Source organism: Staphylococcus sp. IVB6181, from assembly GCF_025561445.1.
GTDB classification, from domain to species: domain Bacteria; phylum Bacillota; class Bacilli; order Staphylococcales; family Staphylococcaceae; genus Staphylococcus; species Staphylococcus simulans_B.
Map to the genome: position 1 here is coordinate 1,051,957 of NZ_CP095096.1, position 15,308 is coordinate 1,067,264.

The 15,308-nt window shown below is 34.9% G+C and carries 14 protein-coding genes; 6 read left to right on the forward strand and 8 right to left on the reverse strand.

Going from position 1 to position 15,308, the window contains the following annotated elements; all coding sequences use genetic code 11:
• Positions 1–96: 96 nt before the first annotated feature.
• A complete protein-coding gene (locus MUA90_RS04915; protein ID WP_262588552.1) occupies positions 97–1,578 on the forward strand; it encodes a GH32 C-terminal domain-containing protein in 1,482 nt (493 codons plus the stop codon).
• 83 nt (positions 1,579–1,661) lie between these two features.
• On the opposite strand, the gene agrA is transcribed toward MUA90_RS04915, so the two are convergent.
• From agrA to MUA90_RS04935, 4 genes are read right to left on the reverse strand one after another with little or no spacing between them, the layout of a single operon-like run.
• The gene (agrA, locus tag MUA90_RS04920; RefSeq protein ID WP_105994209.1) at positions 1,662–2,378 is read right to left on the reverse strand and encodes a quorum-sensing response regulator AgrA; all 717 of its coding nucleotides are present in this window, start codon (positions 2,376–2,378) and stop codon (positions 1,662–1,664) included.
• Positions 2,379–2,380: 2 nt separating this feature from the next.
• On the reverse strand, positions 2,381–3,676 hold the full coding sequence (agrC, locus tag MUA90_RS04925) for a quorum-sensing sensor histidine kinase AgrC (RefSeq protein WP_262588553.1): 1,296 nt from the start codon (positions 3,674–3,676) through the stop codon (positions 2,381–2,383).
• Positions 3,677–3,716: 40 nt separating this feature from the next.
• Positions 3,717–3,851: a cyclic lactone autoinducer peptide AgrD gene (gene agrD, locus MUA90_RS04930; RefSeq protein WP_262588554.1), complete on the reverse strand. Its 135-nt coding sequence runs from the start codon at positions 3,849–3,851 to the stop codon at positions 3,717–3,719.
• On the reverse strand, positions 3,851–4,429 hold the full coding sequence (locus tag MUA90_RS04935; RefSeq protein ID WP_105994212.1) for an accessory gene regulator AgrB: 579 nt from the start codon (positions 4,427–4,429) through the stop codon (positions 3,851–3,853). Before MUA90_RS04935 ends, agrD begins: the two co-directional genes overlap by 1 nt.
• Before the next feature lie 398 nt (positions 4,430–4,827).
• Here MUA90_RS04935 and MUA90_RS14060 point away from each other — a divergent pair, with 398 nt between their 5' ends.
• Entirely contained in the window at positions 4,828–4,908 is an 81-nt protein-coding gene (locus tag MUA90_RS14060) for a delta-lysin family phenol-soluble modulin (protein WP_105994213.1), read from the forward strand.
• Positions 4,909–5,242: 334 nt separating this feature from the next.
• On the opposite strand, the gene MUA90_RS04940 is transcribed toward MUA90_RS14060, so the two are convergent.
• Positions 5,243–6,040 (reverse strand): carbon-nitrogen family hydrolase, encoded by a 798-nt coding sequence (locus MUA90_RS04940; protein WP_262588555.1) that lies wholly within the window; start codon positions 6,038–6,040, stop codon positions 5,243–5,245.
• A gap of 221 nt (positions 6,041–6,261) precedes the next feature.
• Between MUA90_RS04940 and MUA90_RS04945 the strand changes: the two genes are divergently transcribed.
• Entirely contained in the window at positions 6,262–7,896 is a 1,635-nt protein-coding gene (locus MUA90_RS04945; RefSeq protein WP_262588556.1) for an SdrH family protein, read from the forward strand.
• 86 nt (positions 7,897–7,982) lie between these two features.
• Here the strand turns inward: MUA90_RS04945 and mroQ are convergent, their stop codons facing one another.
• Positions 7,983–8,726 carry an intramembrane glutamic endopeptidase MroQ gene (gene mroQ, locus MUA90_RS04950; RefSeq protein WP_262588557.1) on the reverse strand — a complete coding sequence of 248 codons (744 nt, stop codon included), beginning with the start codon at positions 8,724–8,726 and terminating at the stop codon, positions 7,983–7,985.
• A 213-nt stretch (positions 8,727–8,939) separates the two neighbouring features.
• Between mroQ and groES the strand changes: the two genes are divergently transcribed.
• Positions 8,940–9,224: a co-chaperone GroES gene (groES, locus tag MUA90_RS04955; RefSeq protein ID WP_262588558.1), complete on the forward strand. Its 285-nt coding sequence runs from the start codon at positions 8,940–8,942 to the stop codon at positions 9,222–9,224.
• 48 nt (positions 9,225–9,272) lie between these two features.
• Complete coding sequence (gene groL / locus MUA90_RS04960) at positions 9,273–10,892, forward strand: chaperonin GroEL (protein WP_105994218.1); 1,620 nt, start codon at positions 9,273–9,275, stop codon at positions 10,890–10,892.
• Between the two features lie 102 nt (positions 10,893–10,994).
• Here the strand turns inward: groL and MUA90_RS04965 are convergent, their stop codons facing one another.
• The gene (locus MUA90_RS04965) at positions 10,995–12,020 is read right to left on the reverse strand and encodes a threonine aldolase family protein (RefSeq protein WP_262588559.1); all 1,026 of its coding nucleotides are present in this window, start codon (positions 12,018–12,020) and stop codon (positions 10,995–10,997) included.
• 360 nt (positions 12,021–12,380) lie between these two features.
• Here MUA90_RS04965 and MUA90_RS04970 point away from each other — a divergent pair, with 360 nt between their 5' ends.
• Positions 12,381–13,199, forward strand: coding sequence for a MetQ/NlpA family ABC transporter substrate-binding protein (locus MUA90_RS04970; RefSeq protein WP_262588560.1), 819 nt, complete (start codon positions 12,381–12,383; stop codon positions 13,197–13,199).
• Positions 13,200–13,840: 641 nt separating this feature from the next.
• Here the strand turns inward: MUA90_RS04970 and MUA90_RS04975 are convergent.
• Positions 13,841–15,163, reverse strand: coding sequence for an ISL3 family transposase (locus MUA90_RS04975; protein WP_262588561.1), 1,323 nt, complete (start codon positions 15,161–15,163; stop codon positions 13,841–13,843).
• Positions 15,164–15,308 lie beyond the last annotated feature (145 nt).

Here is a 15,308-nt window from a genome sequence, read left to right on the forward strand (position 1 = left end):
TGTTGTTATGTTCAATGGAATGAGATAGGTGAGGGGCTGAAAATATGCTAAAATAAAGGAAATGACGATTAACGATGTTTTAGGAGGATATGGTAGATGCAAGATTTTACAAATGAAGAAGAATTTCAACGAATTGAACAGCTCCCTGCTGAAAGAATTACTGAACTCAAAGAAAAGTTCGCACAATCACCTTATAAACAAACCTTTCATTTACAACCTCCATTTGGTTCAGCAGGCAAGCCTAATGGTCTAATCTATGACGGTAGCCAATATAACATGAGTCACGAATGGTATCCGTTTGCGATAAATAATGGTTTAAGTTACAGCTATGCTTACTTAAGTGCAGCGTTGAATCACTTTGAATCAGAACATATATTGCTGAAACCTGATAGCGCTTATGATAATGAAGGAATTAAAGGCGGCAGTGCGCTTAAATTGAATGAGCAGGTGCATTGGATTTATTCCGGCCAAAGTTCTGATGCTGCGAGAGAAGGGCAATATACACAATTGCTCGCACGAAAAAATCAAGAACAAGAGATTGTAAAGCAGACAACACCGATTGAACTAGAAGTTCCAAAAGGCTATCAAGATAGTCTGCATGATCCGAAGGTATTTGAAAAAGAAGGACATCGCTATGTATTTATCGGTGCACAGACTGATAAGCAGCAAGGAAGACTGTTAGCTTATGACGCAAATCAAATCGATAAGTGGCAATTACTTGCACCAATCTATACGAATTTATCCAATTTCGGCAAGTATTGGCATACACCCGATTATTTTGCGATAAATGGATATGATGTGCTGATGTTTACTGCTGAATCCGAAGGTCATGCTTTAAGAGCAGGTTATTTAATGGGACACTTTGATTTTAATCATTTAAAAATGAACCATGGCGACTTTAAATTATGGGATGACGGGTTTGGATTTGTATATCCTCAAACTTGTGTCGGCCAGCATGGTGAACGTATCCTTATCGGATTGCTTCAAACAGAAGGAGAGTATGAAAATATTTCAGAAATCGATCAAGTCCCATGTCTTGCTATGCCGCGACAATTGAATGTAATGAAAGGCAAAATGTATCAACAGCCGCATCCTAGCTTAAAAGCATTGAGATTCAATAAAGAATCAGCATTAGGTTATGCGAATAAATTTGCGAAACAGCTGCATCCTTACGAAGGTACAAACTTTGAATTGCATGTAGATATTTTAGAAAACGATGCGACTGAAATTTATTTTGAAGTGAAGGTTTCAAAATTCAATTCCACAAAGATTATTTATAATACGCATTCAAGATTAGTAACTTTAGATTGCAGCGAAAGCGGGGAAGTTCCGTTAAATGATGCTGAAACAAAATGTTCAGTGCAACTCAGCCAAGATTTAGAACACTTGCAGATTTTTGTAGATCAATCGAGCATTGAAGTCTTTTGCAACCATGGAGAACGTGTGATGTCATCACGTATCTTCCCGCCTGAAAATAGTACAGGTATCAGAGTAGGGACTGAATCAGGTCAAGCTTACTTGCAATTTACAAAATATGATTTGCATTCAGTATATGAAGCAAATGACAGTGAAGTTTAGAATAGAACTTTGAAGCGGGGAACATAATAAATAGTAATAACTAAAAAAGGGGCTGAAATCCATTGCGGTTTCAGCCCTTAACGTTATATTTTTTTAAGATTTCTTACAGATATATAGCAATGTTCGCCATTTTTAAAGTAGACTTCTCGATCTTTAGAAATGACTTCTTCAATGTTATTGCGATTGAGTACAAAACTGTTGTGGCAACGGAAGAACCGTTCATCTAATTGACTTAAGTCTTTCAGACTGCCGTAAAACTCAATTTGACGATTGTCTAAATGGGCAATCAGACGGTGTGATTTTGATGAGGATTCAAAGAACATCACATCATCATAATTCACATACACAGAATTGCTGCCGCGTTTAAGTTCAATAGTTTCGACACTCGATTCTTTTGAAAGCAGCTGCAAGCGTGTTAAAGCAGTTTCGATACAATCGATAATACGTGTTTTCATTTCTGAAGGGTCATCTTTAAATATGAAATCCATTGCTGCTACCTTATATACAAATGTGAGATAAGTTAATTCACTATGACTGGTAATGAATATGATACTGCCGACAGAATCATAGTTTCTCAGTTCGCTGCCCAATTTAATGCCGTTAATATCTGCATCTAATTGAATATCTAAGAAATAGCAGCAAATCTCATTAGTAGATTTCGCAAATTCTAATACTTCATAAGGATCTGCTGTAGAAAGTGCGATTTCTAAAGGTTTCTCTTCAATCATAATGTAATTTTCAATAATTTCTTCGATATGTGCACGTTGTTGCGCATCATCTTCACAGATTATAATTTTCACTTCTATTTCACATCCTCGCGACCTGTATTCATGATTTCAAGCTTTTGAATAAAGTAATGATTTTCAATCACTGTATCCAATAAAATATTGTCGGCATTATCCGCAATTTCTCGTAACGTTGATAACCCTAAACCTCTGTTCGAACCTTTTGTTGAAAAGTTCTCTTTAAAGAGTTCATGTACTTTAGGAATATCTTTTGCGCATTTATTCATTACAATAATCGTAACCGCTTCTTCATTTTTCATAAATCCTATTTGAATTAAAGGATCTTTAATTTCAGTAGAAGCCTCAATCGCATTATCTAAAATAATGCCCATGATTCTAGACAAATCAATCATATTCAATGATATTTTCGTAATTTCATCTGGTACTTCTACACTGACTCTAATATTATTTTCTTGTGCTTGAATAATCTTAGTCGTCAATAATCCTTTCAGCTCTCTGATCTGCAATCTTTCCAGACCATTGATTTTAAACGAATTCGTTTGAATATTATCCTTCAAAGGTACAATATTTTTATCAAAATATTCCTTCAAACCAGGCATATCATCATCTCTGATATATTCAGACATAGATAATAATATATTCACGTAATCATGTCTGAACTTACGCATATCGTTATTAATCTTTTCGATACGCAACGTATATTTATAGTAATTCTCTATTTCTTGTACTTGACGTTTATACTTCATTTCTCGTAATACAGTGAAGCTGATGACAATCACAAGAATGACGATAGCTAATATAAAAGCCGTATACACAAAGATGACAATTTTAAATGTACTTGTATTATCAATGCTATATGGCATAAACAAGAATAATAGAATAAATGACGCTGCTAAGAAAACAGTAACAAGTAATAAATACATCTTGTTAGTGGATAAGTACGAATGTTTTAGTTTTTTAATTAAGACTCTTACTAAAATAGAAAGCAAGATAGCCACAACTGTGAATAAAAAGATATAAATAATGTTAGTGACTAACTTATTATATTTATTAAGGAATAAAAATGAAGACATGGCAGAAAGGTTAGCTAAATAGAGAATCAGCACACTTCCTACCATTGTCAACAATGAATATAATTTTACTTTTCGATATAAATAAAGTGTTGTGAAGAGAATGACTACAAATAAGGCATATCTTCCAATTATCAAATAAAATAAACTACCACAAATATTGATAGCTAAAATTGTTAAAATTTCTTTTACGGTGTATTTAAGATTTAAGATTATTTTTGCAATCAGAAACAATAATAAACCTTGATAAACTGCTATCATGATACCATTTAATACTTCCATGTCTTTACACACTTCCTGGCATTATGTTCTATAGGTCCAATTACTCTTCTTCAAATAATTCTTGTGGAACTTCAGGTTCATCAAAATAACCTGCACATGGATACCACTTAGCCAAGTTTCCAATTTTTTCAAAGATAAAAGCAAATAATTTAAAAATAGTGTTTAAAATGTCCATTACAATACATCCTTTCTGTTTTTAGGGAAGAATATAGGCAATTGTGAACCACCTTGTAAAATGAGTCCTAACAAAATAAGTTGCTGATAGGGACTCGGTACAAAGAATGACATTGCGAACATTAACGTTGCAAGAGTGATTGCCATAATTTTCTTTTTCTTTATAAGTCGCGTGGGAATTGGTTGCTTAACTGTGGCAGCGGGTGCATATATAAATAGTGCAATTAATGCCATGACTGCCAAAATAATGATAATGCTGCTGGGAATGTTAAAGGTTACTAATCCTAACGGCAACATTACAAATAAAACAATACTTTCTATATAGCATGCAAAAGTTGATTTAGCATGCGCCCCGTGTGCGTAGTGTCGAATAATAAAATAGCTAAGATGAACAGTTAGTGTGTATAAGAAAACATGGAATAGAAGAGCAAGTCCATAAACGACAATAGTTTTGAACAGGTTATTGAAAAAGACTTCTAGACCGAGCTTTATTTTTAAATAAGCGATACGATCAAGATTATTTCTCTTTTGCAGCGCTTGCGCCCAACGATCAATTTGTCTATTAAAAGCCTTTTGCATAGCCCCACTCTCCTTATTTTCATTATACTACCAAAACGTATAATATAATGATTCATTGCCCAACTGTTCATTTTTCATTCCAAACTGTAGAAAATCTTCTAATATGGTCATTTTAACATATTTTTATAGACAGTTATGATTGAAAAAACATAAGTTAGGGATTATTCAACAATTTTTTTGGAATCGATGTTTTAATAAGGATGTATCACAGAGATGTGATAGGAAGTTGCGATAGCAAATTGCTTAGAAACAAATCGTTGTCTAAGGAATGTTGACTATCAGACTTTTACTTAAGATTGCAAAGTAATCAGTTTACGGCATCGTTAATATTCTTCGTAGAAATAACATGCTTTAAACTAACTGATCATCCAACATGAAAATGAAAGGGGGCAATCAACATGGCAGGCGATATCGTAGGTACTATCGGTGAATTCGTAAAATTAATCATCGAAACAGTTAAAAAATTCACTCAAAAATAATCCCTTATTTTTGTTGTCCTTTGAGTATAAGCACTAAATTGTTTAATCCTTTAGCAAGCATTAATGTTTGTCCTTGCATTAATGCTTGCTTCTCTCAAAATTTGTACATCGAAAATGAAGCGTTCGATGGGCGAATAATTGTAGTTAAAAAATTATCGTGAGTAGCATTTAATTTATCAAATATCGGTAAATTCACTAAAATTTTTTCATAATTAATAACATCCCCAAAAATAGATAGAAAAAATAACTGTAAACATTCCCTTAATAATAAGTTAAAACCCATGAGTTACTCCCAAACTCATGGGTTAATTTTTTTTGTCTTAATATAAGGATATTAATCATGTTGATATAAATGCGGACGACGATTATCAAAAACAGGAATATTTTTACGCTGTTGTTTGACTTCATCTAAATTAAGCTCAACAGTTAAGATTTCTTCTTGTGTTCCAGCTTCTGCTAATATTTCTCCATTAGGATTAATGACAATAGAATGACCCGCATATTCAGTACTGCCGTCTTTTTCATAGCCGCATGTGTTGCATGCTACGACAAAGATATCATTTTCGATAGCACGGCTTTGAAGCAATGTACGCCAGTGATTCAATCTTGCCATCGGCCATTCTGCGACATAGAAAAGAATATCTGCACCTTCAACAGCTGGGTGGCGTGCAATTTCAGGGAAACGCAAGTCATAGCAAATAATCTGAGATGCTTTTACTTGATCGCTTAGAGAGAAAAGATAAGGTACTTTTTCTCCGCCTGTTAAATACAGGTGCTCATCCAGCATAGGAACGAGATGGATTTTATCATATTGGTAAATCAATTCGCCTTCAGCATTAACAGTGAAAGCTGTGTTATACGTGTTGCCTTCTTTTTTATTTGAAACAGAACCTGCCACAATTGTGACTTGGTATTTTTTACATAACTGTTGAATGAAAGTAAGACTCTGCTTCAATTCATCATCTGCAAGCTGTGATAATTGTTCTAATGCGTAACTGTTGTTCCACATTTCTGGTAAGACAGCGACATCTGTATCATTTTCAAGATGCTCTGAGAATAGTGCTTCTATTTTATTTTGGTTTGCTTTTGCATTACCGTGTACTAAATTAAATTGAAATAATTGGACTTTCATAGTTCTTCCACTCCATTCTTCATAGTATTACTGTACTAGACTCTAAACAGGATTTCCAATTTTTATAATAATCTGATTATTTCGATGTGTTACAAGGATTGTTACAAAGTGTTAAATATATTAATACTTCTTTTCATTCGCACATACATATAGAATTTAAAGAAAACTTCTTATATACTTAAGTTGATTGCTATACTTCTAAAAAAGGGGGTGCTTTGAACATGAAAAAAAGATTATGGAAACATTTGACTGTCACGATTGCGACAACAGGTATACTCTTTCCCAATGCGGTCACAAAAGCTGCAGAAACGACAGCTGATACTGTGACTGAACAAACTGAACAGACAACAGACTCAACAAATACAGATCAACCAGTGCAAGATACTACACAAGCTTCACAAAATACACCGGATGAAAACACAACAGAATCTAATACACAGTCATCTGATCCAACAACTGATACAACACAACCAGAAGCTGAACAGAATACAAAGCCGACAACGGATAATACGAATACAGATGCTCAAGCACCTGACAATTCAACTTCTGGTGATACAACACAAAGTGAAACGGATGCAACACAAAATAGTCAGCCATCCGATAATACAACGCAGCCGGATTCAGAAACGAACACAGATACAAACACTGACACAAATACAGATATTCCAACGGACTCAGATACTGGCAGTTCAGACAGTAATCATACAAATGATGGCAGTACTGGCACAGATGACGGTACAAATACGGATAGCAGCGGAAATACAGATAATGGTACAACAGATAACGGTTCAACGGACGGTGTGAATACAGACAGTGGTTCTACAGATACCAGCAAGCCGTCTGGGGGCAGCTCATCTTCAGATTCAAATCAAGAAAAGCCTAAGCCTGATAAACCAGATCAAAATGTGCCGTCAGAGAATCAGCAAGGCTCAAGTTCTAACTCTGGCCAAAGCGGCGGTTCAACGATACCTCAAAAAGGGGAAGGACAACAAAAACCAGATTCTGATCATCAAGAAGAACCGACACCTGAAACACCAACCAATCCTGACGGACCTTCAGAACAGCCGGATGATTCATCTAATCATCAAGGTACACAATATCCGCAAGCACAGTATCCAACGCGCCCGAATCGACCTGACAGATCTTCGGTGAACGTTCCATCTCAAAGCAGACCAGAAGGAAATTATGATGCTGCTCAATATGCATCGATTCCGAATTACAGCAGTATGCTGAACCCGCTTCCTTGGACAAATCAAAGCGGACAAAATGAGGACAGCAGTTATTCAGATTACAACAGCATGCCGTTTGCGGCTTATGGACTGAATACCGACAGATTCGGTCATTTGATTACCGGGTCATTTAAATACAATCCGTTTATCGTGCATCAAGTAGGGACTTTAAGCGAAGATACTCGTGCTACAGTGAAAGATGTCAATGCAGTATTGAAACCGCAAAATTTCAGCAGCAACCGAAATTTAGATCACTTACAGCAAAGTACCGGTTACTTTAAATATCAATACTTCAGTCCTGCTCATGCTCAGCAATATTATGCAAATCTTGACTTGCAGATTTTAGGGCTTGTGACAAGTGACTTAGGTTCAATGCCTGACTTGAAAGAAATCAAAAAAGATAAAAAAGCACATGCGCAGCAAACGAAAAATGAAGACAAAACTGCAGACACTTCAAATCAGCAATCATCTAAAGAAAAACAAGGCAACGATGAAAAAACTGCTGATACGAAAAAGTATCCAAGAATGATGAATGCCTTACTAATTGCATTCGGAGCAGCATTTGTATGGTTTGTAATACTTATGATCATGAAGCGCAGAAAAAAAGATGATAAAGATGAAGTATAAGGATAGGACGTTATAGGTCTTATCCTTATTTCTATAGAAAAGAAAAATCACCTAACAAGCAAAGATAACTTGTTAAGTGAACAGGTTTAAAAGTGAATCAGATGAAAAATAAAAGAAACAGACTCTTGCATCTTCTTGATATCATCTGCAAAAAAGATTTGTATTGCGACGACAAAGCTGTTCATAAAAATATGAATCAATACAGGCACCGCAATTCGTTTGGTAAATACATAAAAACCAGCTAAAATGAAGCCCATACCAAAGTAAATAATAATGAAGTCAGGGTCATTATGCGCTGACGCAAACAATGCCGAACTGACTGTTCCGGCAATGATAAATCTGATGATTTTATTTCCTTTAAGGATATTAAAAATTTCACCGAATATAACTTTGCGGAAGACAAATTCTTCAAGCAATGGTCCGGCAATTGCGACCAATACTATAAATATAGGGGCTTCTTGAATAATTTTCATAATCCCTGTCGTATTCGGACTGGGTTGATCAATTTTAAATACAAATTGATTAATTAGAGAAGCAATGACTTGATAAATCAGTACAGCGACTAGTCCTAAAAGCGCCCATGGCACTACAAAACGTTTTTGGACTTTCTTTTGCAACTCTAGTTGTGTTTTGTTTTTAACTTTATAATTCATCCAAAGAATGATAAGTGCTGCGGCAATCATTAATATGACTTGTGTATATGATGTCGCAAGCATCAATTGTTTACCTTTAAAATTATCATAAACACCTGCACGGTATAATACTTGAGGACCGAACAGTGCAAGACCATATACAATTAAGGTAAGAATTGAAAACCAAAGTCGTGACATTGTCAAACGCCTCCATGTTATCTTGTTGTTATACCTATTCTAAACTAAAAGCAGGTGCGAGGAAAATAAATTCTAATTGCTTGATGTATTGACCAATTTTGATTAATATAGGAAGTGGGTTAGCACTCATGATATGAGAGTGCTAAACGAGATGAAATTGATCATAAAAATTAAATTAAAATATTTATTGCAACAATAATAGGAGGAACGACCATGCTTAAACCATTAGGAAATCGCGTAATAATTAAAAGAGTTGAAACTGAACAAACAACAAAGAGCGGTATTGTATTAACTGATAAAGCGAAAGAAAAATCTAATGAGGGTAAAGTTATCGCAGTCGGACCAGGCAGAACTTTAGATAACGGCAATGTAATTGCACCTGAAGTTAAAGAAGGCGACACTGTGGTATTTGAACAATATGCCGGCAGTGAAGTTCAAGTTGGCGATGAAAAATACCTTGTTATCAGTGAAGAAGAAATATTAGCTATCGTTCAATAATACATTAACAAACTACTCATCAATCATATAACAGGAGGCTATTATTTTATGGCTAAAGAAATCAAATTTTCTGAAGATGCACGTCAATCTATGCTTCGCGGTGTTGATCAACTTGCGAATGCAGTAAAAGTAACAATTGGACCTAAAGGCCGCAACGTGGTATTAGATAAAGAATACACTGCGCCTTTAATCACAAACGACGGGGTTACAATTGCGAAAGAAATCGAACTTGAAGACCCTTATGAAAATATGGGTGCAAAATTAGTTCAAGAAGTTGCAAATAAAACAAACGAAATCGCTGGTGACGGTACAACAACTGCAACAGTACTTGCACAAGCTATGATTCAAGAAGGCTTGAAAAACGTAACAAGCGGTGCAAATCCAGTAGGATTGCGTAAAGGTATTGATTTAGCAGTTGGAGAAGCGGTTAAAGCTTTACATGATCAATCACAAAAAGTTGAAAATAAAAATGAAATTGCGCAAGTCGGTGCCATTTCTGCAGCTGATGAAGAAATCGGCAGATATATCTCAGAAGCAATGGACAAAGTCGGCAACGACGGTGTAATCAGTATTGAAGAATCTAACGGTTTCAACACTGAATTAGAAGTCGTAGAAGGTATGCAATTTGACAGAGGTTACCAATCACCATATATGGTAACTGATTCTGAAAAAATGGAAGCGACTTTAGAACGTCCATACATTCTTGTGACTGACAAAAAAATCAGTTCATTCCAAGATATCCTTCCATTATTAGAACAAATTGTTCAATCTAATCGTCCTATTTTAATCATTGCGGATGAAGTAGAAGGCGATGCATTAACAAACATCGTATTAAACCGTATGCGCGGTACATTCACAGCAGTAGCTGTTAAAGCACCAGGTTTCGGTGACCGCCGCAAATCTATGTTAGAAGATATTTCAATCTTAACAGGTGCACAATTCATCACAGATGATTTAGGTTATGACCTTAAAGATGCGACAGTTGATATGTTAGGTACAGCGAATAAAGTAGAAGTTACTAAAGACAACACTACAATCGTTAACGGTGCCGGCGATAAAAACTCTATCGACGCACGTGTATCTCAATTGAAATCACAAATCGAAGAAACAAATTCAGACTTTGATCGTGAAAAACTTCAAGAACGTCTTGCTAAATTAACAGGCGGTGTTGCTGTAGTTAAAGTAGGCGCAGCAAGCGAAACTGAATTAAAAGAACGTAAATTACGTATCGAAGATGCTTTAAACTCTACACGTGCTGCAGTTGAAGAAGGTATTGTAGCAGGCGGAGGTACTGCTTTAGTAAACGTTTATAAACGTGTAAGCGAAATCGAAGCAGAAGGCGATGTTGAAACAGGTATCAACATTGTACTTAAAGCATTAGAAGCACCAGTTCGCCAAATCGCTGAAAACGCAGGTTTAGAAGGTTCAATTATCGTTGAAAAATTAAAACACGCTGAACCAGGTATCGGTTATAATGCAGCTACAGGCGAATGGGTCAACATGTTAGAAGCAGGTATTGTAGACCCTACGAAAGTAACACGTTCAGCATTGCAAAATGCTGCAAGTGTCGCAGCAATGTTCTTAACTACAGAAGCTGTTGTTGCTAAACTTCCAGAAGAAAATAATGATGCAGGCAATCCAGGAATGGGTATGCCGGGAATGATGTAATAGAGACTTTCTAGCATCAAATTAATTTTAATAATGATAAGGACGTTCTCTAAAGTATATTTAATACTTTGGAGAGCGTCCTTTTTTTAATGGAAATTTGTTCTAAATATGATTTTTCAAATAATCAACATCTTCTTCTCGAGTTGCCCAACTTGTCGCAAATCTTACAATTTTATGGGCATCATCATATTTTTCCCAACAAGTGAATTTTACAAATTGTGAGAGTTTATCAATAGTAGCGTTATCCATAATGAAGAATTGCTGATTGGTTGGTGAATCTAAATACAGCTGATAGCCTTTGTTCACAAATGCTTCTTTTAGTTTTAATGCCATTTTGATGGCGTGTTTACTGATATCAAGATAAAGGTGATCAGTAAACAATGCACTGAATTGAACACCGATTAAGCGGCTTTTTGCGACCAAAGCACCATGTTGTTTAATGATAGAAGTAAAGTGCCTAGGTTCATTATCACGCGTAAATACAATAGCTTCTCCGCACAATGCGCCGATTTTAGTACCGCCTATGTAAAAGACATCCGCATAGTTAGCAATATCCTCCATGGTCACATCAGATTCTTGACTGACCAAAGCATAACCTAAACGCGCACCATCGATATATAAAGGAATATTGTAAGATCTGCAGGTATTGGATAGACTTTCCAATTCTTCTTTAGAGTATAGCGTACCGTATTCAGTGGGGTAGGAGATGTAAACCATACCCGGATAAACCATGTGTTTATAATTTGAGTCTTCATAAAAATCATCGATATATGCTTTAACTTGCTGCGATGTGATTTTACCATTGTCAGAAGGTAATGTTAGTACCTTATGTCCGCTGAATTCAATCGCTCCTGATTCATGTACACTGATATGCCCTGTGTTCCCGGCTATCACCCCTTCATATTTATTCAGCATCGCATTAATGACTACTTGGTTTGTCTGCGTACCGCCGATTAAAAAATAAACTGAGGCGTTTGGAAGGCCGATTTCTTCTCTGATCTTAGCTATGGCTTCATGTGTATATTCATCATTGCCATATCCAGATTCTTGTACATAATTCGTTTCTACTAATTTTTCTAATACTTTTTCATGTGCACCTTCTAGATAGTCGTTTTCAAAAGATATCATTTTCTTTTCCTCCAATATAACTTGATGATAGGGAACTTTAAGGCTGTACTATTAAAGTAGTGCTAATATTCTGAATTTAATAGCACTGCTTCAATAGTGGGCGATTTAATGTTTTTATAATATAGCTGTTGGTTGAACGTGTCAACTATTCTCAGTATGTGACTGAATGTGTGTACTCTGTTGAAACAGCTTCAACCCCTTAACAACCAACGATTGTTGAATTTGTATCAGTTTTTCAACAATTATAAAAACAGCTTGAAAAATAACAAGAAATTATAATTGACACTACCAACTATGAAGGAATGATGTATAATAGATAATACCTATCAAAATAATAAGGATTAAAGGGGAGGAAGCTCGATGAAGAAGTATTTATTAGTTTTAACCATTATTTTAGCGGTGGTATTGAGCGGTTGCGGGAATAAACAAGAAAGCAAAGCCAAGCAAAAGAAATTTACCATTGCTTTTGGGGTTGGTACTTATGAGGAACAGTTCAGAAAAGGTATCTTGCCGATCTTGAAAAAAGAAGGCTATGATGTGACCATCAAAACATTTTCTCAAAATGACCAGGTTAATCCAGCAATGATTAAAGGGGATGTAGATGCTTCGGTATTCCAAAGCCGTGCCTATATGAACAGTATTAATGATAAGTTAGGCGGACATATGATTGTGAATAACGACGTCCCGACTGCACCACAGTCATTATGGTCTAAAAAGCATAACTCTTTGAAAGAAATAAAAGACGGACAAACGATTGCTATACCGAATGATCCGGTTAACCAAGAAAGAGCATTTCGTATTTTTGAAAAGGAAGGCTGGGTCAAAATCGATAAAGATGCTGGTACTGTCAACTTTAATCAAAAGAGTGTCAAGCCCGGCAAATATGATTTGAAATTTAAGGAACTGCATCCAGCACAAATTTTGCGTGCACTTGATGATGTGGATTGTGGTGTCGTCAACGGCAACTATATCGCGGATTCAGACCGTGTCATTGCGGATGGATTATTAGTTGAAAAGACACCTGAACAGCATAAAGTAGTATTAACAATCAATGAAGAAGATAAAGACACAGAATGGGCGAAGGCTTTGAAAAAAGCATACTATTCTAAAACATTCCAAGATTGGTATCAAAAACAGGAAAAATACAAAGGATTTATTGTTCCAAAAGAGTGGAAGTAAGCTATAAATTAATGAAAAGGAAACGAAACAATTGAAAAAAGGCATCACAATTATTTTAAGTTTAGTCTTTAAAATGATTGTGATTCATTTGCTTATAAACAAAAAATGCTAAGAAAATACCTAAAATTATTTGCAAAATAAATAAAAACGACTTCAAAATAACCATTCCTTTTTAATAAACTGTACCACAATGATAATTACTTTACAGATCTAACTTTTATTATTATAATCTAGATAAATCCTGTAAGGGTACACTCATACGAATTTTAGTTCGTGTGTGAAAACTGTAATCGACTTTCGTCGATTTTTATTCTAATTTCAAGGAATCGGCGTTGTGGCGCAGATATAAAAATTAATACTGCACGAATTAGAATCGGCGTTGTGGCGCAGATATAAAAATTAATACTGCATTTACAGAATCGACGTTGTAGCGTAGATACAAAAATTAATACTACATTCAAATCTAAATAATATTTAAGCCACTAGTTTTTTGCTAGTGGCTTGCTTTTTGGCTCTATGTCAAATTCGGTTGATGCATAAAATTTGAAATCAAATATTATAGTTACCATAAACTATGTCGCTCAGCTAGTATTGCTTTAATTCCTATGGAATTTAGTATTACTAACTGAGCATTTTTTATTTTAAGCTGCTTTAGGCAATGGAGTATGGAAGCGATGTTTTTTCTTAGCTAATAGCTTGAATTTGATTAGAATTCTATTTCTGAAGTTATAGAAATTTCTGTATCCATAAGCGATTCTTTTTAGTACTTTAATGTTGTTATTTATAGCTTCTATAGGGCCGTTTGAGCGACCAGGATGATTTAATGCATTCATAATTTCTGGTAAAAAATTTCTAAAGCTTTTAAGTACTCTTTTAAGTATGCCATCAGTATTTCTATCCTTAAGGTATTTAAGAATTTGATGAGTTAATTTATGATTTTCATTGGTCTTTATTGATGTACGAAGCGCATTTACTTTGTCATAGACATCCTTTAACTCTGGGCTTTCACCCAAAATAAAATTTATCATTGATTTTTCTGATTCTAATCCAGGGAAAAGCTTGTTATCTTTATAAAGCGTACTATTCAAGGATTCGGAAGGTTTAAGAATAAGCTTCCAATAATGTTTAAGTTTTCTATAGTATTTGCCATCCTTATGTCTTTTTTCATTCATTATCCTGATACGAACTCTATTGAGTTCTCTATTTAATGCTTGAACAAGGTGAAATCGATCTAAAATGATTTTCGCATTTGGAAATAACTGCTTAAATAAAGAAATATATGGGCTGTACATATCGGTTGTAACTGTTTCAACTCTTTTTCTTACTTCTCTATCAAACCGGATAAAATAAGCAAATAATGCACGCTTTCTACGATCAGGTAAAATATCTACGATTTGATGCGTATCACCATCACAAAATATAAAACTCATTTTACCTACTACATTTTTAACACTTTTGAATTCATCCACCATGATATGTTTGGGCAGTTCATTAAATGGACCTAACTTAACACTATTTGCAGTTTTATTAATATAACGTATTACAGAAGCAGAACTAACATTGTTATCGTAAGCAATGCCTTTGCAAGATCTATTCTCATGGCTTTGATACAGAATATGCAGTGCTAATTTATTACAGAAATTATGATGCTTTTTCACAAAATTCGTCTTTGCTACAAATGATGAATGGCATGAACGACAAAAGAACCTTTGTTTTTTAAGCTCTAAATAACTGGGACTACCTTGAATCTTCATAAGCTTTATCATCGTTTTTCTTTTACCATTCTTTACTATTCTATGGTTTTCATTTACTGCTCCGCAGTTTTCACAACAATCTGGTGTGTATGTCAAAGTGCCTTTAAATAGTAGAGTTCTTACCAAGTTAAAGTAAACTTCCTGAACATCATCAGAAAAAGTAATATTTTTCCCTTTATAATCAAGTGTTTTTGCTATACAATGTGTCATAAGCGCAATTCCTCTCTTTATTTGTGTTGGTAACTTAAATATTAGGGGGGTTGCGCCCTTTTTATGCAAAAAATTCGATTGAGAAATAACCGCTAGGTTATCTCATCAACCGAATTTATTATAGAGCCTGCTTTTTTATTAAGTT